Below are 19832 nucleotides of genomic sequence, written 5' to 3'. Positions count from 1 at the left end.
AGGAAGATGCGGCGATGGATCCTGGCTCTGGTTCTCGCATTGGCGCTTGTGGCGGCAGCCTGCGGAGGCAGCGACAACACCGAGGCGGGCGGCGATGCCCCACCGGTGAGTGCCGAAGAAGCGGAACCCGAGGCACCTGCACCCCAAGCTGCTGAACCGGAAGACGCCGAATCCGAGGCCGAGCCTCAGGCCCCAAAACCCGAGGAGGGAGAGCCCGAAGACGCCGAGCCCGAAGAGACTGCGGCTGAAGAGGCGGCCCCCGAGGAGCCCGAGCCCGAGCCGGTGGTGCTCACCGCGTCGTACCGCGGAGTCACCGAGACTGAGATCAAGATCGGCGTAGGGTTCGTCGACGTCACCGAATTCGGCATCGACAACGGCGACCACGAGGCCCAGTGGCAGGCCGCAATCGACCGGGCCAACGACGCGGGAGGCGTCAATGGGCGACTGCTGGTACCGGTGTTCGGGCAATACTCGCCAGTCGACGATTCTGCCATCGAGGCAGTATGCGTGCAGTTCATCGAAGACGAAGAGGTCTTCGCGTTTGTGGGTTTCGTCCTCTGGGACGGAGTGCTCTGCTACACCGAGCTGTACGGGGCGCTGGCCGTGAACACGGCCGAGATGGCACCCGACGTCATCGGTCGAAGCGGCGGGCTGCTCTTTACCACTCAGGGGGGGCTCATTGAGAGGATCGCCAGTCTCGTCAATGCTGCCAAGGCTGATGGGCTGATCGACGGTCGGAAGATCCAGATCCATGCATCGAGTGATGACGAGTTCCTCCTTGGGCCAGTGCAGGAGCTGGTTGAAGCTGCCGGCGGCACCGTGACCCGAGCGGTGTCCGGAACTGCGCCACCCGGTGATGTCCCGGCAGGGGAAGCAGAAGTCGACGTCTGGATCGAACGAGCAGAAGCTGATGGTGTAGATGCCGTCTTGGCCTTCAATACAGCTGGCTACGGAGCGGTTGGAGGCGTGGAGCGGGCCGGAAGCGATCTGATGGTCATCACCGATTCGGTCAGCAAGGCGGGGTATGTCGAACTCGGCTACGACCCAAGCCAGGTCGACTTGTATGCCTACGGCTTCCCGACGCTCCAAGACTATTACAACGCTGGCGAAGCCGGCGTTCGAGAATGCGTCGAGAACTATGAAACCCGCAGCGGCAATGTGGTCAACGTCAATGTCCCCAACCCGAGGCCCAACAACCTCCCCCCGACTATCCGATCATGTCGTGGTGTTGACCTCTTCGTTGCCATCGCCAGCACCGCAGGTCCGGTGCTCACCCAAGAATCGTTCCTCGAGGCCGCCCGTGGCCTGGGATCATTTGATCTCACCGGCACCACCTCCGCCTCCCTCAGCGAAGGAAAGTACAGCGCTGACAACGCACCGCTTGTCCGGCTCTACTGGGACTCCGAGAACAGCGAATTCGTCAGCGGCAACTGACCCCGGTCAACAACACGACCTCCATTTGTTCGGGAATCGTCGCCGCAACCCCTACGACAAGCCGGCTGAATCGCGGCGGCTGGGGTCGATCCCTAGGGTGGCCGATTCCACCAGCTCCACCAAGTTGTCGGGATCGCAGTCCATGGTGCCCGGGGTGGCGGGGTGGCGGCGGATCCAGCCACTGGGGGTGGGGCTCATCAGCAGGAAGCATGGCGACGGGATACCCTCGGCAGGATTGGTCGGCCCGTGCAAGCCTCGGCCATCCCATTCGGTTATGGTGCGGGCCGCCTCAATCACCAGCTCCCGGGTCAGTCCCCCGCCGCTGGTGAACATCGCCCGGTTGACCGCTTCTTCGAACAAGAGTGCTGAGGCCCAACTGGACAGGCCAATCAAGTCCACCTCGGCTTCCTCGTCCACTTCCTCTCTCAAGAAGAGCACGTACCTCACCAGCTCGACGTTGTCGCCCGGCTCCTCAAAGGGAAGCACCCCGATGCTCACCCAAAGATCCGACCCCAGTTTGGCGACTTCGGCCGCCCAACTCTGCGAGTAGCAGTCGGCGCCGCAGAGGACGAAGGTTGGCCCATCCGTGGGCTCCTCTTCTGCCTCCCCTTCCTGGGGCCCGACTTCAGAATCGGCAGTGGGCTCTCCTTCGCCCGTCTCATCAGAGCCCGCTTCGGAAGTATCGCCAGGCTCCACTTCGGGCCGAGTGGTGGGTTCTTCCTCGGGCGCAGGAAAATCGAAGGTCGGCAGCTGCTCAAAAAGGTCGGCCCGGGCCTGGAGCAGTTCCATCAGCCGATTCCTGTCGGCTGACCAGGTGATCCCCAGAACCTGGGCTTCCAACATGGCTGAGGCCAGCGCGTCGTAGTCCTCATCGATCACGTCGGCCGTGGCCTGAAAGACAAAGTTGAGTCCTCCAGCAGTGGCCGCCTCGATATCCCGCTGGGCCCGATAGAACGCCGCCGGCACGTCCAGCACCACCGTGCCCACCGCGGCCGCGGCGGCCGGGAAACGTTCGCTCATGAACTGGGCCGGACCGGCCTGCCAAACGGTATTGGATGTTGGATTGGAGACAAACGTCACCGGCGAAGACCGCCGAGCCGGGCTCAGTGCGGCAGCCGGGAAGTCGGGCAAGAGGCAGGACTCGTCGTTCAAGAGGTCCGCTCCATCGCCGTCGAACAGGGCATAAGACCCCACCAAGGCGAAGATGTCACTCTCGCAGGCCTCTTGAATAGCGGCCCGGTGGTCGAACACGTTGGCGTCGAAAAGGACGACCTCCACGTCCCGGCCACCCAGGCCGCCGCTGCTGTTCACCGCTTGGGCCCAGGCCCGCATGGCCAGCCATGCCGCTTCGCTCCCCCCGGTAACCGGGTTGCCGGTGCTGCTGTCGGCGATTACCCCGATGCGAACCACTTCATCGCTGATCCCGGAACGAATCGGCTCGGCTGTCGGTCCGGGCACCACTGTGTCCTGAGGCTCGGGGGTGGGAGTGGGGGTGGCCAGTTCGGGCGACGACACCAGCGGCCCCTGGAGATCGGGGGTCTTGCAGCCCGCGACGGCCAAGGCCAGCGCCAGCATCAACGCGAACGGCGCAGTTGCAAACTTGAGGAAGCGGGCGAGCCGCACGCCTTTATCGTCGCACGAAGTAGAGGTTGCGCGGGCGGCGGGGTCAGCCGCGGGCAGCTGCGAAGCCCTGCTCCAAGTCGGCGATGATGTCGTCCACCGTCTCCAAACCGACCGAGAGCCGCACCAGTCCGGGGTACACCCCAGTGCTGACCTGCTCTTCCTCGGTGAGCTGGGAGTGGGTGGTGGACGCCGGGTGGATCACCAGGCTGCGCACATCGCCGATGTTGGCCACATGGCTGTGCAGGGTGAGAGCGTTCACGAACTTCTCACCGGCATCGCGTCCGCCCTTGATGTGGAAGGCGGGCACCGAGCCGTAGCCCTTGCCGCCGGTGTAGTGATTCATCCGCTCGTGCCACGGGCTGGACGGCAGGCCGCCGAATTGCACAGACTCCACCTGGTCGTGGCCTTCCAAGTAGTCGACCACCGCGTTGGCGTTAGAGCAGTGCCGCTCCATGCGCATGCTGAGCGTTTCTAGGCCCTGGAGGAAGTAGAAGGCATTCTGCGGTGAGATGGCCGCGCCAATGTCCCGAAGCAGTTGCACCCGGGCCTTGATGATGAAGGAACCGTTGCCCAAAGCCGGCCAGAAAGCCAGGCCGTGGTAGCTGGGGTCGGGCTCGGTGAAGTTGGGGAAACGACCGCTGGCCCCGTAGTCGAAGGTGCCGCCGTCGATGATGACTCCCCCGATGGAGTTGCCGTGGCCGCCGATGAACTTGGTCATGGAGTGGACCACGATGTCGGCCCCGTGCTCCAGCGGGCGGATCAGATAGGGAGACGGCACCGTGTTGTCCACCATCAGCGGGATTCCCTCGGCGTGGCCCACCGCGGCGACGCCCTCGATGTCGAGGCAGTCGTTCTTGGGGTTGCCGATTGTCTCGGCGTAGAGCACCTTGGTGTTCTCCTGGATGGCGTTCTTCCAAGCGCCCAGGTCGTCGGGGTCCTCGATGAACGACACCTCGATGCCCATCTTGGGCAGGGTGTAGTGCAGAAGGTTGTAGGTGCCGCCATACAGCGACGCAGAGGAAATCACATGGTCGCCCGACTCGGCCAGGTTCAAGATGGCCAGCGTCTCCGCGGCCTGGCCTGAGGCCATGGCCAGCGCGCCGGGGATCCCAATGGCGGTCTCGGTGCCGCCTTCCAGCGCGGAGAGCCGGGCCTCCAGCACCATCTGGGTGGGATTCATGATCCGGGTGTAGATGTTGCCCACTTCAGCCAGACCGAACAGCGCAGCGGCGTGTTCGGTGTCGCGGAACACATAGGAGGTGGTCTGGTAGATGGGCACGGCCCGCGATCCGGTGGCCGGATCGGGTTCCTGCCCGGAGTGGATCTGCTTGGTCTCAAAGCCCCAGTTTTCGCTCACGGCTCTTCTCTCTTCCTTTCGGAGTTGCCGGATAGATACTAATGAATTGCTGCCGTTTCGCAGCTATCGAAGGCTGGCCCGGGGACTATTCCTTCCCCTGGCCTCCGGATACAGCTTGGACACTCTGGCGGCCTTCGGAGATCCAGGGCATCATGGCCCGCAGCTCAGCCCCTACCTGCTCGATGGGGTGCTTTTGGCCCTCGGCTTCTAGACGCAGGAAGTTGGGCCGGCCGCTGCGGCTCTCGCTCATCCACTCCTCGGCGAACGATCCGTTCTGGATCTCGTTCAGGATCCTCTTCATCTCGGCCCGGGTGTCCTCGTTGATGATGCGGTCGCCCCGGCTCAGGTCTCCGTACTCGGCGGTATCGGAGATGGAATAGCGCATCCCGCCGATTCCCTCCTCGTACATGAGGTCGACGATGAGCTTCAGCTCATGGAGACACTCGAAGTAGGCCACCTCGGGCTGGTATCCGGCCTCGCACAGCGTCTCGAATGCCGCGGTCACCAGCGAGGTGAGTCCGCCGCACAGCACCACCTGCTCGCCGAACAGGTCGGTCTCGCACTCCTCAGCAAAGGTGGTTTCGATTACCCCGGCGCGGGCGCCGCCGATGGCGTCGGCGTAGGCCAAGGCCAGGTCCCGGGCATTTCCGGAGGCGTCTTGGCCCACCGCGATCAGACAGGGCACGCCGCCGCCTTCGACATAGGTGCGCCGCACCAGATGGCCGGGGCCCTTGGGGGCCACCATGGCCACATCCACGCCCTCGGGAGCTGCGATCAGGTCGAATCGCACGTTGAATCCATGGGCGAAGAACAGGGCGTCGCCGGGCTGGAGGTGGGGCTCGATGTGGGCCTGGTAGATGTCGGACTGCTCGGTGTCGGGCAGAAGCAGCATGACGATGTCAGCCTCGGCCGATGCCTCAGCCATCGACATCACTCGCAACCCCGCTTCGGCGGCCTTGGCTGCCGACGACGAACCCTCCCGCAGCCCGACTCGCACGTCGATCCCCGACTCCTTCAGATTCAGGGCGTGGGCGTGGCCTTGCGACCCGTACCCCAGGATCGCCACCTTTCGATCGGCGATGTGAGAGCGGTCGACGTCATTCTCATACAACACGGTTGCCATTTGGTGTCCTTACAGTCGTCGGTATTGGCTATTGATCTTGTTCTGATCAGGGACCCAGAGGGTCGGGGGCGTTCTTGACCAGCTTGGACAGAGCCACCTTGCCGGTGCGCTGCACGTCCACAATCCCATAGGGTCGCAGAAGGTCTTCGAAATCATCCACTCGGCTGGGCGATCCGGTAAGAGACACCATGATCTCGTCGTAACCCACATTGAGCACGGTGGCCTGGAAGATGCGCACCAGATCCAGGATCTGACCCCGAATCTCGGAATCGGCCCGGACGGTGACCATCATCAGCTCTCGCTCAACGCTGGCGGCGGGATTCAGCTCCTGGATATCCACCACGTTGACCAGCTTGTCCAGCTGCTTGACCACCTGCTCCATCGGCGCGGCGTCCACCCCGACCACGATGGTGAGACGGCTGAACCGCTCGTCGACGGTGGGGGCCACGGCCAGCGACTCGATGTTGAAGCCCCGGCGGGCGAACAGCCCGGCCACCCGGGCCAGCACGCCGGCTTTGTTCTCAACGTGCACCACCAGGGTGGTGGTGCCTCCGCCGTCAGAGCCGGGGACTGGGTTCATTGGATTTGGGCTCATCGGGGCCGGTCCCGCTGGGAGGGGTCGACCACGACGTCGCTGTTGGACATGCCCGCTGGAACCATGGGGAAGACGTTCTCCTCAGCCTCGCACCGGAACTCCACTACCACCGGCTTGTCGTCGATCTCATTGGCCTGTTCGATGGCCGGGCCAACCTCTTCGGGTGACTCCACCCGAAGCCCGACGCATCCCAGGGCCTCGGCCCACAGCTTGTAGTCGGGCACGTCGCGGGTCAGGTACACCTCGGAATAGCGCTCTTCGTAGAACATCTCCTGCCACTGGCGGACCATCCCCAAATAGGCGTTGTTGATCAGAGCCACCTTGATGGGAAACCCCTCGGTGGCCGCGGTGACCAGCTCTTGAGCGGTCATCTGGAAGCAGCCGTCGCCGTCCACCGCCCACACCATTCGGTCCGGTCGGCCCGCCTTGGCTCCGATAGCCGCGGGAATGGCGAACCCCATCGTGCCCAAGCCGCCCGAGTTGACCCAGGTGTAGGGGTGGTTGAACTTCCAATATTGACTGGTCCACATCTGGTGCTGTCCCACTCCCGAGGCCACGATGGTGTCGGTCGGAGTGGAATCCCGGAGCTGCTCCAACACGTATTGAGGCTTCAGCAGATCGTCGCCCTTGGACTGCTCATAGGTCAGGGGAAACCGCTCCTGCCAGCCGCTGATGCGGGACCGCCAGGCATTGCGGTCGGGCTGGGCCTCGCTGCCCCCCATCTCCTTGAGCGCTTTGACCAGCTCTTCGGTGACCACCCGGCAATCGCCTTGAATGGCCACGTCAGGACGGCGAACCTTGCCCAACTCGGCGCTGTCGATATCCACATGGATGACCTTGGCCAAGGGGGCGAACTCGCCCACTTTGCCGGTGACCCGGTCGTCGAAACGGGCGCCCAGCGCGATGAGCAGGTCGGCCTCCTGCATGGCGGTGACCGCGGTGTAGTTGCCGTGCATACCGGGCATGCCCAAACACAGCGGATGGTCGTCGGGGAAGCCTCCCCGGTTCATCAGCGTGGTGACAACGTGGATGCCGGTCATCTCGGCCAGCTCCAACAGGGCCTCCGCACCCCGCGACTTCAAGATGCCGCCCCCGGTGTAGAGGATCGGACGCTCGGCCTCGCAGATGAGCTTGGCCGCCTGGCGGATCAGCTCGGCATCGCCCGCGATGTTCGGGAGGTAGCCGGGCAGGTCGTGACTGTCGGGGGCGTACCACTCCATCGCCGAACGGGGATTGTTGGGGTCGACTATGTCCTTGGGGATGTCCACCAGCACGGGTCCGGGCCGGCCGGTGGTGGCAATGTAGAAGGCGTCGTGGATCACCTGGGGGATGTCGGCCGCCTCGGTCACCAGGTAGTTGTGCTTGGTCACCGACATGGTGATGCCGGTGGTGTCACACTCCTGGAAGGCGTCGGTGCCGATGGCGGCGTAGGGAACCTGGCCGGTCACCACCACCATGGGGATGGAGTCCATATACGCATCGCACAGCGGGGTGACGATGTTGGTGGCCGCTGGGCCTGAGGTGACCATGGCCACTCCGGGGCGGCCGGTGGCGTGGGCGTACCCCTCGGCCATGTGGCCGGCGCCCTGCTCGTGGCGCACCAGCACATGGCGGATGGAGGAGTCGATCAGCGGGTCATACACCGGCAGGATGGCCCCGCCGGGCAGCCCGAACAAGATGTCCACGCCCTCGTTCTCGAGGGCCTTCATCAGGGCTTGTCCGCCGTTCATTTTCATGTTGGATCAACCTTTCGGGCTTCTCCCAAATGGAAAGACCTCCCGGTGTGGGAGGTCGGTAGCGCTCGGTTCCCGGGCCGAGCCCGGACCGCGCGCTAAAGGCGTACTACGAGAATCGCTCCGGTGTGGGGATGGCGCTTCATAGGATGCCACCAGTATGAACGCTAAGGCCCGCTTGTGACAAGACGGTTTGGGGTGTATCCCGGTTCGTTTAACCCGCCCACTATCGGGCACCTGGCCATCGCCCGGGCGGCCGCGCGGCAACGGGGGCTCGAGCGGGTGGACCTTGCGGTGTCGCGAGTGGCGCTGGGCAAGGAGCCAACGGTTGTCCCCACGTTCGAGGACCGCATTGCGGTGTTGGAGGCGTCAGTGGCCGATATCGACGGCGTGGAGGTTGTGGTCACCGATCATCAGCTCCTCGTCGACATCGCCCAGGGGTATTACGTGGTGGTGATGGGCGCTGACAAATGGGCCCAAGTACAAGACCCGGCGTTCTACGGGAACTCGGTCGAGGCCCGCGACCGGGCAGTGGAATCCCTGCTTGGATTGGAATTGGCCGTCGCTCCCCGACCGCCATTTGCGGTGCCGAGCGGCGCGGAGTTGGACATCGCACCCGAGTTGGTCGAAGTGTCGTCCAGCGGTGCCCGCCAAGGCCGGCTGGAGTGGATGACCCCCGCGGCCCGGGCCTTCGACGGCGCCACTGGGGCCTGGTCTGACCCCAGTCTCTACGAACGAGTCAGGCCTCGGTGATGGCGCCCTTTTCGGCTCCCTGGGCCAAGCGGGCGTACTTGGCCAGCACGCCTTTGGTGTAGCGGGGTTCAGGCGGCTTCCAGTTAGCCTGGCGCTCGGCCAGAGTAGCCTCGTCTACCAGCAGGTCGATGGAATGCTCCCGAACGTCTATTCGAATCCGATCGCCCTCGGCCACCAGGGCAATCGGCCCGCCTTCGGTGGCCTCAGGGGCCACGTGGCCCACGCAGAACCCGTGGGTGCCCCCCGAGAATCGGCCGTCGGTAACCAGTGCAGCGTCTCCGCCGCGGCCCGCGCCCTTCATAGCGCCGGTAATGGCCAGCATCTCCCTCATGCCGGGACCGCCCTTGGGGCCTTCGTAGCGGATCACCACGATGTCGCCGGATTCGATGCGCCCGTTCAGCACCGCGTCCATGGCCGTGTCTTCCCCATCGAACACCCGGGCCCGGCCCTCGAAATGGTCGAAGTCGATGCCGGCCACCTTCAGCACCGCTCCGTTGGGGGCCAGAGACCCGGTTAGCACTGCTATTCCGCCTACATCGTGAAGCGGGTCGTCCAGACCATGAATCACATCTCCGTCCGGTCCGGGCGGGTTTAGCAGGGCAAGGTTCTCGGCCATGGTCTTGCCCGTGACGGTGATCTCATCGCCGTGCAGCAGGCCCTCGTCCAGCAGCATCTTCATCACTACGGGAACGCCGCCAATGCGGTCGATGTCGGCCATGTGGTACTGCCCGTGGGGCTTGGTGTCGGCCAGATGGGGAACCCGGGCCGCCACCTTGTTGAAGTCGTCAAGCGCCAGCTCCACATCGGCCTCCCAGGCGATGGCCAGCAGGTGCAGCACTGCGTTGGTCGATCCGCCCAAGGCCATGGTCACCGCGATGGCGTTCTCGAAGGCCCCCTTGGACATGATGGTGCGGGGACGGATGTTGTCTCGCAGGAGCCCGATCACCGCGGTGCCGCTGGCATAGCTGTAGTCGTCGCGACGGCGGTCAACGGCAGCGGCCGAAGCGCTACCCGGCAGCGACATGCCCAGCGCCTCCCCGATCGAGGCCATGGTGTTGGCCGTGAACATCCCCGCGCAGGAACCCTCGGTTGGGCACGCATTGCGCTCGATGGCATCGAGCTCTTCATCGTCGATGTCGCCCACCGCGTGGGCGCCCACCGCCTCGAACACGCTCACGATGTCGAGCACCTTGCCGTTGTGCTGTCCAGGGAGGATGGACCCGCCATACACGAACACCGACGGCAGATTGAGCCGAGCGGCGGCCATAAGCATGCCGGGAAGCGACTTGTCGCAACCCGCGAAGCTCACAAATGCGTCCAGGCGCTCGGCGTGCATCACTGCCTCCACCGAGTCGGTAATGATCTCCCGACTCACCAACGAGGCCCGCATCCCCTCGTGGCCCATGGAGATGCCGTCGGACACCGCGATGGTGTTGAACTCGATGGGGAAACCGCCGGCGTCGCGCACGCCCTGTTTGGCCCGCTTGGCCAAGCGGTCCAGCGGCAGATTGCAGGGGGTCACCTCGTTCCACGACGACGCCACCCCCACCTGGGGCTTGTCCCAGTCGTCGTCGGTCATGCCCACTGCCCGCAGCATGGCCCTCGCCGGGGCCCGCTCAGCCCCAGAAGTGACCTCATGTGAACGTGGCTTCATGTCGCTCATAGCGACAGGCTATCTAGCGACATGGCGAAATCTGGCATGGCAAAAGCTGGTAACCCGGCAACCCGGTAGGAGTGGAACGGGCGTGTCGCAAATGAAAGGGCTATTGGGCTTGCACAAGTCGCCCTATGACCGGGAGATCGCCCGGTTGGCGATTCCCGCCCTGGGCGCGCTGATCGCCGAGCCGCTCTACACCCTGGCCGACACCGCAGTGGTGGGGCGCCTGGGCACCCCTCATTTGGGCGGGCTGGCGGTGGCCTCGCAGGTGCTGTTGGGGGCGCTGTCTCTGTTCATCTTCTTGGCCTACGGGACCACCGCCGCGGTGGGGCGGCTGATCGGCGCGGGAGACCATTACCGGGCCGCCCAGCAAGCGGTGCAGGGACTATGGCTGGCCGCTGCGGTCGGCGCGGTATTGGCCGCCGCGGCCTATGTCTTCGCCGACCCCCTGCTGAGAATCCTCGGAGCAGACGGCGAGGTGCTGGCCCAGGGTCGGATATATCTGCGCATCAGCCTCTTCGGTCTGCCGGGCATGCTCATCACGCTGGCCGGGGTGGGCTATCTGCGAGGGCTGCAAGACACGCTGCGCCCGCTCAAGGTGGCGGTATTCACTGCCGGGCTGAACCTCGCGCTGGAGTTGGTGCTGATCTACGGACTCGGATTCGGCATTGGCGCCTCGGCGTTATCCACCGTTGTCGCCCAATGGCTCGCCGCCGGGGCCTACGTGTGGTGGATCCGGGAGGCTGTGAAGGCCCATGGAGTGACCATGGCTCCTGACCGCTCGATGATCGCCCGCCTGGCCGTCGTCGGTTTGGACCTGTTCCTGCGGACCGCGGCTCTGCGGGCCTCGTTCACCATGTCGGTGGCCGTGGCCGCCCGATTGGGCGACATCGAATTGGCCGCCCATGAGGTGATCTACCAGCTCATGTTCTTCTTGGCCCTGGTGCTGGACGCGGTGGCTATTGCCGGACAAGCCATGATCGGCCGCTTTCTGGGAGCCAACGAGTTGCCCCAAGCCCGGGCCGCGGGCCGTCGCATGATCGAGTGGGGGTTGGCGACCGGATTGGCCGCCACCATTGTGTTGCTGATCACCAGGCCGTGGCTCCCGCTGGTGTTCTCCAGCGATGAGGCGGTGCTGTCCCTGGTCGGCTTCCTGATGCTGCATTTGGCGTTCATCCAGCCGGTGAACGGGGTGGTGTTCGCCCTCGACGGCGTGCTGATCGGCGCCGGCGACATGCGATTCCTGGCCGTGGCCATGGCCGGCGCCGCGGCAGTGTTCATCCCCTTGGCCCTGTGGGTGATGGCCGCCGACGCGGGCATCGGCTGGCTGTGGGGGGCCATGTGGGCCCTTATGGGCGCCCGCCTGATCGCCCTGCTCTGGCGATTCGCCGGCTCCCGCTGGCTGGTTCCCGGCGCCGTCCGCTGAGCAGATTCGGACTAGCCGGCGGCGGCCTCGATGTGGGCTTTGATGCCGTCTATTACCCGCTGCATGTTGACCCGGTGGACTCGGAGGCGATTGGCGATGATCCGGTGCTCTTTGTTGGGGTTCTGTTCGATGAACATGTTGAGACCCGAGGGGCCGGGGCCGAGGAGGAGGCGGTACAGCAGCCGGGTGCCGCCGCCCATAAGGGGCTGGAGCTCAAAGCGCCACCTAGCGCCGGGATTGTCGGGATCGGAGGTACACCAGCCGAAGGCCGTGGGCTCTTCGCACACGTCCACAAAGCAGGGGACCTCCCAGTCGCCCATCGCCTCTAGGTGATTGCGGCCGGTGAACACAGCCCCCAGGGCAGGGCCGTCGAAACCCTCGTCCCAATTTGCCCCAGTGAACTCGTCGGAGAACTGCGCCGGCAGGTCGATGTCGGTGACTGCGGCCCAGACTTCGTCCACCTCGGCCGCGATGTCGGTCTCCACCACCATTCCGGGACCGGCGGCCATCGTCGCCGATGATCCCGGCCCCGACTCGTAGATGCGGCCGTAGCCGTCGAAAAAGGTGATGTCTCGGGCTGGGGTACGGCGAGCGGGTCGGAAGTCGGTGCCCTTGGTCCAGGCCACCGGGAACATGGCGATCTCGGTGATCTCTGCGGGGATGCCCAGCAGCTCCTTCAACTCGGGGGCCTTGGCCAGGATGGCCGTGGTCCAAGTGGTGCCCAACCCCCGGGCCCGCAAAGCAACACAGAAGCTCCACCCGCTCTGGATGACCGAGTCGAACAAGCCGGGCGCGCCGCTGCCGTCGTGACGGCCCACGATGGTGGGAATAACAATCGCTGGCACCTCGGCCAGGTGCTCCACCAGATAGGCGGACGAACTCACCGTTCTGGCCCGGGGATGATCGGTGCCCTCCAAGCGGTCGCGAGCCTCGAGCATGAAGCCGCCCACCACCTCGCGGTAAAGCCGGGCCAGCTCCTGTTTGATCTCCGGATCGCGCACCACGATCCAACGGCGGCTGGTCTGGTTGCCCCCGGTGGGGGCCTGCTCGGCGATGTCGATGCAGTCGAGGATGATCTGGTCGTCCACCGGTCGCTCTAGATCCAGCCGCTTCCGCACCGCCCTGGTCGTGGTCAGGGCCAGATCCACCGCTTCCGTGTCAATCTTCATGATCGGCTTACCCTCATGATTGGCTGGCGTCGTTGTAGATGCCTCGGGACATAAGCGACTGCTCTTGGTCTCGCCGCTGGCGGTAGATGTCGGCTCGCACCTCGAGAACATCGGCGTCATCAGGTGCCGCTTGGGCAGCCCACTCGGCGAGGTGGCAGGCCAACCTCAGATTGCCAGCTTTGCTGAGTTCAGCGGCCCTGGCCGCCACAGCCGCCGCGCCTCCGGCCAACTGAGCCACCTCAGCGGCCAGAGCCTGGTCGGAGGCAGGCTTGAGGCGAGCAGGGTTGCCGTCGTACCAGCCACCGTAGAGCCGCCAGATGTTGCGTACCACGAACTCGGGCTCGTCGTAGGCGGCTCGCAGGTAAGGCTTAGCCATGAGCTCGTCGGGAACCCGCACCTGATGAATGATGTCGTCGAGGCGCGCCCCGGCATTCATCATCTCCAGCGTGTCGGCCACCAGACCCTCCAGCGCGGTGGCCACATCATCCAGCACCATGGCAATGCGCTCCTCGCCGGCAATGGGCAGGCCGTGGGCCGGAAGCAGGAAAGCCGGACGCAACTCGATCATTCGCCGCAGAGCGGCGGCCCACTCGGAGGGGTAGCGCTGCACCTTTTGGGGGTTGCCCGCGTTGGGGAAGAACCAGATGAACAGGTCACCCACAAACAGCGCCCGCTCTTGGGGCATCCACACCATGGTGTGGTCGTCGGTCTCCCCCTGGGCGTGCATGAGCTGAAGCGAAGCGCTGCCCACCTCCAGATCGAGGGCATCGGCATAGGTGGTGTTCGGGTACACCCAGTTGTCGGCGAACAGGTCCAACATGTCGTTGGCGCTGAACTGGCGGCGATTGATCGTTTGGTTGTAGCCGTGCGTGAGGTTGTAGCGGTCGAAACGGGGTCGCACTGCCTCATGGGCGACCACCCGGGGGGCCGGACTTCCTCGCTCCTTGGCATCTTCGACGAAGGCTGGGGCGCCGCCGACGTGGTCGGCGTGGCCGTGGGTGTAAACGATCGTGTGAACCGGCTGGCTCCTCCACTTATGGAGGTGCTTCAGCACGCCGGGAGCGAACATCGGCAGCGACGTGTCGATTGCCACCAGCCCCTCGTCAGTGGCCAGCGACCAGACGTGGGAGAAGGCGCACACTACGGCAATGCCATCGGCGATCTCGTGGAATGAGCCGTCCATGGGCTGGACTGACCGCGGTCCCTCGTAGATCGACTCGTCGATCAAACGGGCCGACTGTTCCAAAAGCGTCATATCGCCCCGCACCCTACCCAATCGTCCTAATCGCAGCCGCCTAGCCCCGGCGGGCGTTGAGGAGCTGGGTGACAGCTTTTCCGTCGGCCCGTCCCTGGGTGGTCTTCATCACTTGGCCGACGAAGAATCCGGTGAGCTTGTTGTCGCCATCGCAGAAGCGAGACCACTCGTCGGGGTGCTCGCTGATGAGCCCATCCACCAGGGCCTCCAGCTCGCCGGAGTCCATGGCCTCGAACCCCAGTGACTGGGCCGCTTCTTGGGGCGATACCCCTCTCTCCACCAGCACAGCCAGCACCTTTTTGGCCTGGGTTGCGGTCAACTCGCCCGCCTCCTCCAGGGCCACCAAGCCGGCTAGGGATTCGGGGGTAAGCATTCCAACTCCGTTGGCCAGGTTTTGGATGACATGGGTCATCACCCGCTCGGATGGCCCTCCCCCGCTGATGGCGACCAGCGCCAGTTCATCCATCGAGCGCTCGACGGCCAGTGCGATGTGATCGGCCTCGACTGTGGGGGCTGCCTCTGCCAGGGACTGCCGGCGGTCGCGGGGCAATACGGGCAGCGCCTGGCGGATCTGCTCCACCCACTCGGCGCTGGGGTCAAGCGGCAGTAGATCGGGCTCGGGAAAGTAGCGGTAGTCGTAGTCCTCCTCCTTGGAGCGCAGGGCGTGGGTGCGCCCGTCGTCCTCGTTCCAATGACGGGTCTGCTGCTCTATCGGATGGCCGCTGGTCAACTGATCGATCTGACGGCGTGACTCGTACTCGATGGCCCGGCCCAGCGAGCGCAACGAGTTCACGTTCTTGATCTCACACCGGGTGCCCAGCCGGTTGCTGCCCACCGGCCTCACCGACACATTGCAGTCCACCCGCAGCGAACCCTCCTCCATCTTGCCGTCCGACGCCCCCACCGCCACCAGAACGGCTCGCAACTCCGTCACGTACTGGCGGGCTTCCTCAGCCGACCGCAGCTCCGGGTGGCCCACGATCTCAATGAGCGGCACCCCGGCCCGGTTGTAGTCAACCAGCGAGTAACCGGCCTCGTGGATGCGCCCTCCCCCGCCGATGTGGACGGTCTTGCCGGTGTCCTCCTCCAGATGGGCCCGCTCGATTCCGACCCGCTTGCCTGAGGGCAGCTCCAGCCAGCCGTCGACGTTGATCGGCTGGTCGTACTGGCTGATCTGAAAATCCTTGGGCATGTCGGGATAGAAGTAGTTCTTGCGGGCGAAAATCGATGGCTGGACTCGGCAGTTGAGGGCCAGTCCCACCCGGATGGCCAACTCCACCGCTTTTTCGTTGAGGACAGGGAGCGAACCCGGCAATCCAAGCGACACCGGGTCGATGTGGGTGTTGGGTTCGCCGCCGAACCGATTGGGACTGGCGCTGAACAGCTTGGTCTCGGTGGCCAGCTCGGCATGGACCTCCAACCCCACCACCGTCTCCCACTCGGTGTCGGCTGGAGCGCCCAATCCAGGTACGTCGAGGGTGGCCGCGATCATCACAGGCTCGCTTCCAGAACCGCAGCGGCCCGGAACATGACCGATTCGCCCAAGGCGGGGGCCATGACCTGCACGCCCACCGGCAGGCCGTCGTCGCCGACGCCGTAGGGCACCGACATGGCGGTCTGTCCGGTGAGGTTCACCGGAACGGTGCAGACGTCGCTCATGTACATGGCCATGGGATCGGCGGTGCGCTCGCCCAGCGAGAACGCGGTGGTGGGCGAGGTAGGGCTCACCAACAGGTCGAACTGCTCCCAAACCGAGGCGAAGTCGTTGATGATCAGTGTGCGGACCTTCTGCGCCTTGCCGTAGTAGGCGTCGTAGTACCCGGCCGACAGGGCGTAGGTTCCGATCATGATGCGGCGCTTGACCTCATCGCCGAAGCCAGCCGAGCGGGTGGCGGTGTTCATGTCAGGCGTGCTGGAAGCGTCCATCCGCAATCCGTAGCGGACCCCGTCGTAGCGGGCCAGATTGCTGGACGCCTCAGCGGGGGCGATCAGGTAGTAGGCCGACAGTCCGAACACCGCCGCAGGGACGCTGGCCTCGGCTACTCGGGCCCCAGCCGATTCCAGGGCGCCAACCGCGGCCCGCAAGCGAGCCGACACATCGGGGGCTATGCCGTCGCCGCTCAACTCGGCCAGCACTCCCACCCGGAGCCCATCCACTCCGTCGGTCAGCGTATCGGTCACCGGAGGCTGGGATTCCCGGATGCTGGTGGAGTCGCGGTGGTCAGGCCCGCTTATGACATCCAGTACCGCGGCCGAGTCGGCCACCGTGGTGGTGAACGGGCCAATCTGGTCCAAAGAGGAGGCGAAGGCCACCAACCCGTAGCGGGACACCAACCCGTAAGTGGGCTTCACTCCGACAACCCCGCACAACGCCGCGGGCTGGCGAATCGATCCTCCGGTGTCGCTGCCCAGCGCAATGGGGGCGAACCCGGCGGCCACGGCGGCCGCGCTCCCCCCCGACGACCCACCCGGCACGCGGCTGGGGTTGCACGGATTCCGGGTGGGACCGAACGCCGAATTCTCCGTCGAACTGCCCATGGCGAATTCATCCATGTTGGTCTTGCCCACCACTATGGCCCCAGCATTGTGGAGCTTCTCCACCACCGTGGCGTCATACGGGGGCTCCCAACCCTCCAAGATGCGAGAAGAGCACGTGGTGGGCACCTCCCGAGTACACAGGTTGTCTTTGAGGGCGACGGGAACCCCGGCCAGCGGACCAGGGTCTTGTCCCTCCGCCACTTGGGCATCAATCTCGTCAGCCCGAGCCCAAGCCCGCGACGCGGTCACCAGGTTGAAGGCATGGACCTCAGCATCGCCTTCTTCGATCACACTCAAGCACTCTTCGACCGCCGAGCGGGCTGATTGGCGTCCCGACCGCACTGCCGCGGCAATTTCCACTGCGCTCACGGTGCCTCCCCCAGTATTGGAGGAACTCGGAACTGCCCGTTTTCAGCCACCGGTGCCTGAGATAGAACCTCGTCGCGGTCGAGCACCTCGCCAGGCGTGTCCGGACGAAGCAGGTTGGCAATGGGCAGGGCATGCATCGTAGGAGGGAGCTCCTCCAAGTCCAGCGCCTCCACCTCGGCCACATGGTCCAGCAGCTCGTCGAGCTGGCCGGTGAAGCGGTCCAGCTCCTCATCGGTCAGCTCCAGGCGGGCCAACGCGGCCACATGGGCGCACTCGGCCCGAGTTATGCGTTGCTGCCCCATACCGAATCGACATCGTACCGCCCCATTCCCGCGCCGGAGTCTTTCGGCGGTCTACGTTGCCATGATGGGGTCGCACCGGTTTCTCAGCCCCGAATGGATCGAGGCAGCAATGGCGCTGCGGGATGAGCTTGCCCCAAAGGCGCCAGCGGCACGGCAGAATGCCAAAGTCAACCTGATGGTCACCGGAACCCCCTTCGGCGACGGCCGGTTCCAGGCCTACATCGACACCGAAGCGGGGGGACCGCTGCCCGTTCCCGGCAATCTGGAAGACCCTGATGCCACCGTCGTACTGGACTATTCCGCGGCTCTGGCCGCGTTCGTGACCGACGATCCCGATGCCGTTGCCCACGGCTTTCTCACCGGCGCCCTTCGGGTAGACGGCGACTTGGCCCTCGTCCTCATACTCTTCGGCGAGGGAACGAGCGAAGAGCAAATCGCCTTCGCCCGACATGCTCAAGCCCGCCTTCAGGCAATCACCGACCTGGAATAGTGGTAAGCCTTATCCGGAACTGTCACCCTCTTCTTCGTCGGGGCGGGTGAACAGGTCCACGCACGTGCCGAAGTCAACCACGGTGTCGGCGGGAGGGTTGGATGCCAGAATCTCGGATTCCAGCGGACCCTCGACCTCGCCAAGACACAATCCCGCTTCTTCCAGAACGCCTAGGGCATCGCCAACTCCGAGGGTGGCCACATCGGGCACTCGTACCTGCTCAGGCCCAGTGGAGACCACCACAGTGATTATCGAGTCGGCGGCCACCTCGGTTCCCGGCGGGGGCTCCAATCTCACCACGTGGTCGACCTGCACCTCATTGTCTGACACCCGCCACTCCAACACTCCCAGACGGACTTGTTCCAGCCTTTCCCTGGCTACGGCCAACGAAGATCCGGCTTCGATGTCGGGCACCACGCGAGGCAAAGGCCCAAGCGAAACCACCAAATCCACGCTGGAGCCCGGCTCTACCTCGGTGAAGAGCTCGTCCACCTCGATGACCACCCCAGCGATCACCGATTCGTCGGGCCGCTGGGTGATATCCCCCACCGAAAGACCCACCGCACCCAGCGAAGTCTCAGCATCCTCCGCCGCGAGACCGGCCAGGTTGCTGGGAATTGCTACCAGCTCAGGACCCAATGACACCCACACCGTGACAGTCTTCCCCTCCTCCAATCCGGTACCCGGCTGAGGCGCTTGTCGGAGTACCTGGCCCGCCACCGTGCCGTTTTGTCTTTGGTCGAGGCGATTGAGAACCCAGCCGAATTCGCTCTCAATGCGGAGCATTTCAGCTTCGTCAGCGCCAGACAGATCCGGCACCGGCTGGGTTTCTGTGCCGAATTGCCTCTCCCAGAGGGCAAATGCCCCAAATCCGGCTGCTCCCAGCAACACCATGGCCACCAGCGCTGCCAGCAGGCGTCTGAACCCCGGGCCTCTGGCATCGGGCGGTGCGCTTGCCGCATCTGAACGATTCGACGGTGCCCCTACCGCGGCGGTCTCCGCGGTATCGGGGATCTCCGGCCCTTCTTTGGGCAGCGGAAGCGGAACCGGCCGGGGCAGCGTTCCTGCCGAGGCCAGCAGCGCGAGTCCCAGATCGCGGGCACTGGGACGATCGTCCCTTTCCGGCCGTCCCGCCATCTCCAACACCCGTCCCAACCGGTCGAATTGACCGGCCAGGTCGAGCTGGCGGCTCATCTTGGCCATCTGCGTGTATTCGGGATCGTCGGATTCGAATGGCACTCGGCCCGACAACGCCTCGGTGAGCACCAGAACCAAGGAATACACGTCGCTCTTGTGGTCGGGAGCCAGCCTCTGCGCCTGCTCCGGGGAGGAATAGCGCACCGCGTCGATCTCCGAGAAGACCGACCTCGACATGAGCGCCCCCCCCGACTCGAACGAGTTCAATACCGATGACGTGCCCAGATCAGCCAGACGAGATCGGCCGCGGCCGTCGAACAGGATGTTGGAGGGCCGGACATCTTGATGGACGAGATCAAGGCGATGAATGTGCTCGAGCCCGCGGGCTGCCTCCAATCCAACCATCAGCGTCTGCGAAGGCGACAGCAAGTGCCCAGAATCGAGCATTCCCCGAAGGCTCCCGCCTACCAGATACTCGTTCACCACATAGGGGCCGACCTCGGAGTCTCCCCAGTCGTACACGGCGGCCAGATGCGGGTGAACCACCGCGGCAGCCTCCTCGGCAGCCTCCAGGTAGCGTCTGGTGAAAACCCCGTCTCTGTTCCACCCCTCGGGCAACACCTCCTCGGCCAGCAGCTTGACCGCCACCCGACGCGACTGAGACAAGTCGTAGGCCAAGTAGACATGGGTGAATCGACCGGCGCCGATGCGGGTCACAAGCCGGTAGCGCCCGCCCAGAACTCGGCCGATCTCCCCGCTGCCTTGGGTCATGCTGACCACCGAGGCGGTGTAGTTGACTGAGGGTCACCGGGCGCCCCGCTTACTTGGGTCACACTCTGAGGGTACCTGGCGAATCAACAAGTTCCGCGCC

Annotated in this window: 16 protein-coding genes; 4 read left to right on the top strand and 12 right to left on the bottom strand. The window is 64.9% G+C overall.

All coding sequences use genetic code 11. The features are described from left to right. Nucleotides 1-6: 6 nt before the first annotated feature. Nucleotides 7-1434: an ABC transporter substrate-binding protein gene (locus OXG30_14000; protein MCY4136003.1), complete on the top strand. Its 1428-nt coding sequence runs from the start codon at nt 7-9 to the stop codon at nt 1432-1434. A gap of 51 nt (nt 1435-1485) precedes the next feature. On the opposite strand, the gene OXG30_13995 is transcribed toward OXG30_14000, so the two are convergent. Genes OXG30_13995 through ilvB form a run of 5 tightly spaced genes read right to left on the bottom strand, consistent with a single transcriptional unit; the run spans nt 1486 to nt 7868 of the window. Continuing rightward, nucleotides 1486-3057, bottom strand: a complete 1572-nt coding sequence (locus OXG30_13995) for an ABC transporter substrate-binding protein (GenBank protein MCY4136002.1) — start codon at nt 3055-3057, stop codon at nt 1486-1488. Between the two features lie 43 nt (nt 3058-3100). Beyond that, entirely contained in the window at nt 3101-4447 is a 1347-nt protein-coding gene (locus OXG30_13990; protein ID MCY4136001.1) for a bifunctional o-acetylhomoserine/o-acetylserine sulfhydrylase, read from the bottom strand. A 52-nt stretch (nt 4448-4499) separates the two neighbouring features. Then, nucleotides 4500-5537, bottom strand: coding sequence for a ketol-acid reductoisomerase (ilvC, locus tag OXG30_13985; GenBank protein ID MCY4136000.1), 1038 nt, complete (start codon nt 5535-5537; stop codon nt 4500-4502). Nucleotides 5538-5583: 46 nt separating this feature from the next. Further along, the gene (gene ilvN, locus OXG30_13980; GenBank protein ID MCY4135999.1) at nt 5584-6117 is read right to left on the bottom strand and encodes an acetolactate synthase small subunit; all 534 of its coding nucleotides are present in this window, start codon (nt 6115-6117) and stop codon (nt 5584-5586) included. Between the two features lie 11 nt (nt 6118-6128). Beyond that, nucleotides 6129-7868 carry a biosynthetic-type acetolactate synthase large subunit gene (gene ilvB / locus OXG30_13975; GenBank protein MCY4135998.1) on the bottom strand — a complete coding sequence of 580 codons (1740 nt, stop codon included), beginning with the start codon at nt 7866-7868 and terminating at the stop codon, nt 6129-6131. Between the two features lie 177 nt (nt 7869-8045). Here ilvB and OXG30_13970 point away from each other — a divergent pair, with 177 nt between their 5' ends. After that, nucleotides 8046-8618 (top strand): hypothetical protein, encoded by a 573-nt coding sequence (locus OXG30_13970; protein MCY4135997.1) that lies wholly within the window; start codon nt 8046-8048, stop codon nt 8616-8618. Here the strand turns inward: OXG30_13970 and ilvD are convergent. Further along, nucleotides 8605-10281: a dihydroxy-acid dehydratase gene (ilvD, locus tag OXG30_13965; GenBank protein MCY4135996.1), complete on the bottom strand. Its 1677-nt coding sequence runs from the start codon at nt 10279-10281 to the stop codon at nt 8605-8607. The genes OXG30_13970 and ilvD overlap by 14 nt on opposite strands. A gap of 91 nt (nt 10282-10372) precedes the next feature. Between ilvD and OXG30_13960 the strand changes: the two genes are divergently transcribed. Then, nucleotides 10373-11701: an MATE family efflux transporter gene (locus OXG30_13960; GenBank protein ID MCY4135995.1), complete on the top strand. Its 1329-nt coding sequence runs from the start codon at nt 10373-10375 to the stop codon at nt 11699-11701. Between the two features lie 11 nt (nt 11702-11712). Here the strand turns inward: OXG30_13960 and OXG30_13955 are convergent, their stop codons facing one another. Genes OXG30_13955 through gatC form a run of 5 tightly spaced genes read right to left on the bottom strand, consistent with a single transcriptional unit; the run spans nt 11713 to nt 17334 of the window. Next, a complete protein-coding gene (locus OXG30_13955) occupies nt 11713-12870 on the bottom strand; it encodes a nitroreductase family protein (protein ID MCY4135994.1) in 1158 nt (385 codons plus the stop codon). A gap of 13 nt (nt 12871-12883) precedes the next feature. After that, nucleotides 12884-14125 (bottom strand): MBL fold metallo-hydrolase, encoded by a 1242-nt coding sequence (locus OXG30_13950; protein MCY4135993.1) that lies wholly within the window; start codon nt 14123-14125, stop codon nt 12884-12886. 40 nt (nt 14126-14165) lie between these two features. Beyond that, a complete protein-coding gene (gene gatB, locus OXG30_13945; protein MCY4135992.1) occupies nt 14166-15617 on the bottom strand; it encodes an Asp-tRNA(Asn)/Glu-tRNA(Gln) amidotransferase subunit GatB in 1452 nt (483 codons plus the stop codon). Further along, complete coding sequence (gene gatA / locus OXG30_13940; protein ID MCY4135991.1) at nt 15617-17032, bottom strand: Asp-tRNA(Asn)/Glu-tRNA(Gln) amidotransferase subunit GatA; 1416 nt, start codon at nt 17030-17032, stop codon at nt 15617-15619. Before gatA ends, gatB begins: the two co-directional genes overlap by 1 nt. Continuing rightward, nucleotides 17029-17334: an Asp-tRNA(Asn)/Glu-tRNA(Gln) amidotransferase subunit GatC gene (gatC, locus tag OXG30_13935; protein ID MCY4135990.1), complete on the bottom strand. Its 306-nt coding sequence runs from the start codon at nt 17332-17334 to the stop codon at nt 17029-17031. The genes gatA and gatC overlap by 4 nt, the downstream gene beginning before the upstream one ends. A gap of 64 nt (nt 17335-17398) precedes the next feature. On the opposite strand from gatC, the gene OXG30_13930 reads away from it, so the two are divergent. Continuing rightward, nucleotides 17399-17824, top strand: coding sequence for a hypothetical protein (locus OXG30_13930; GenBank protein ID MCY4135989.1), 426 nt, complete (start codon nt 17399-17401; stop codon nt 17822-17824). A 9-nt stretch (nt 17825-17833) separates the two neighbouring features. Here OXG30_13930 and OXG30_13925 read toward each other — a convergent pair whose 3' ends face one another. Further along, the gene (locus OXG30_13925) at nt 17834-19732 is read right to left on the bottom strand and encodes a PASTA domain-containing protein (GenBank protein ID MCY4135988.1); all 1899 of its coding nucleotides are present in this window, start codon (nt 19730-19732) and stop codon (nt 17834-17836) included. Nucleotides 19733-19832 lie beyond the last annotated feature (100 nt).

The organism is bacterium, from assembly GCA_026708015.1.
Classification (GTDB): Bacteria; Actinomycetota; Acidimicrobiia; order Acidimicrobiales; family Bin134; genus Poriferisocius.
This window is presented reverse-complemented; position numbering and strand designations above follow the sequence as displayed.

What these genes read in the sequence shown, in the direction of transcription:
- OXG30_14000 (MCY4136003.1), top strand. Translation starts at nt 7, where the DNA reads ATGCGGCGATGGATCCTGGCTCTGGTTCTCGCATTGGCGCTTGTGGCG.
- ilvC (MCY4136000.1), bottom strand. Translation starts at nt 5,537, where the DNA reads ATGGCAACCGTGTTGTATGAGAATGACGTCGACCGCTCTCACATCGCC.
- ilvN (MCY4135999.1), bottom strand. Translation starts at nt 6,117, where the DNA reads ATGAACCCAGTCCCCGGCTCTGACGGCGGAGGCACCACCACCCTGGTG.
- ilvB (MCY4135998.1), bottom strand. Translation starts at nt 7,868, where the DNA reads ATGAAAATGAACGGCGGACAAGCCCTGATGAAGGCCCTCGAGAACGAG.
- ilvD (MCY4135996.1), bottom strand. Translation starts at nt 10,281, where the DNA reads ATGAGCGACATGAAGCCACGTTCACATGAGGTCACTTCTGGGGCTGAG.
- OXG30_13960 (MCY4135995.1), top strand. Translation starts at nt 10,373, where the DNA reads ATGAAAGGGCTATTGGGCTTGCACAAGTCGCCCTATGACCGGGAGATC.
- OXG30_13955 (MCY4135994.1), bottom strand. Translation starts at nt 12,870, where the DNA reads ATGAAGATTGACACGGAAGCGGTGGATCTGGCCCTGACCACGACCAGG.
- OXG30_13950 (MCY4135993.1), bottom strand. Translation starts at nt 14,125, where the DNA reads ATGACGCTTTTGGAACAGTCGGCCCGTTTGATCGACGAGTCGATCTAC.
- gatB (MCY4135992.1), bottom strand. Translation starts at nt 15,617, where the DNA reads ATGATCGCGGCCACCCTCGACGTACCTGGATTGGGCGCTCCAGCCGAC.
- gatC (MCY4135990.1), bottom strand. Translation starts at nt 17,334, where the DNA reads ATGGGGCAGCAACGCATAACTCGGGCCGAGTGCGCCCATGTGGCCGCG.
- OXG30_13930 (MCY4135989.1), top strand. Translation starts at nt 17,399, where the DNA reads ATGGGGTCGCACCGGTTTCTCAGCCCCGAATGGATCGAGGCAGCAATG.
- OXG30_13925 (MCY4135988.1), bottom strand. Translation starts at nt 19,732, where the DNA reads ATGACCCAAGGCAGCGGGGAGATCGGCCGAGTTCTGGGCGGGCGCTAC.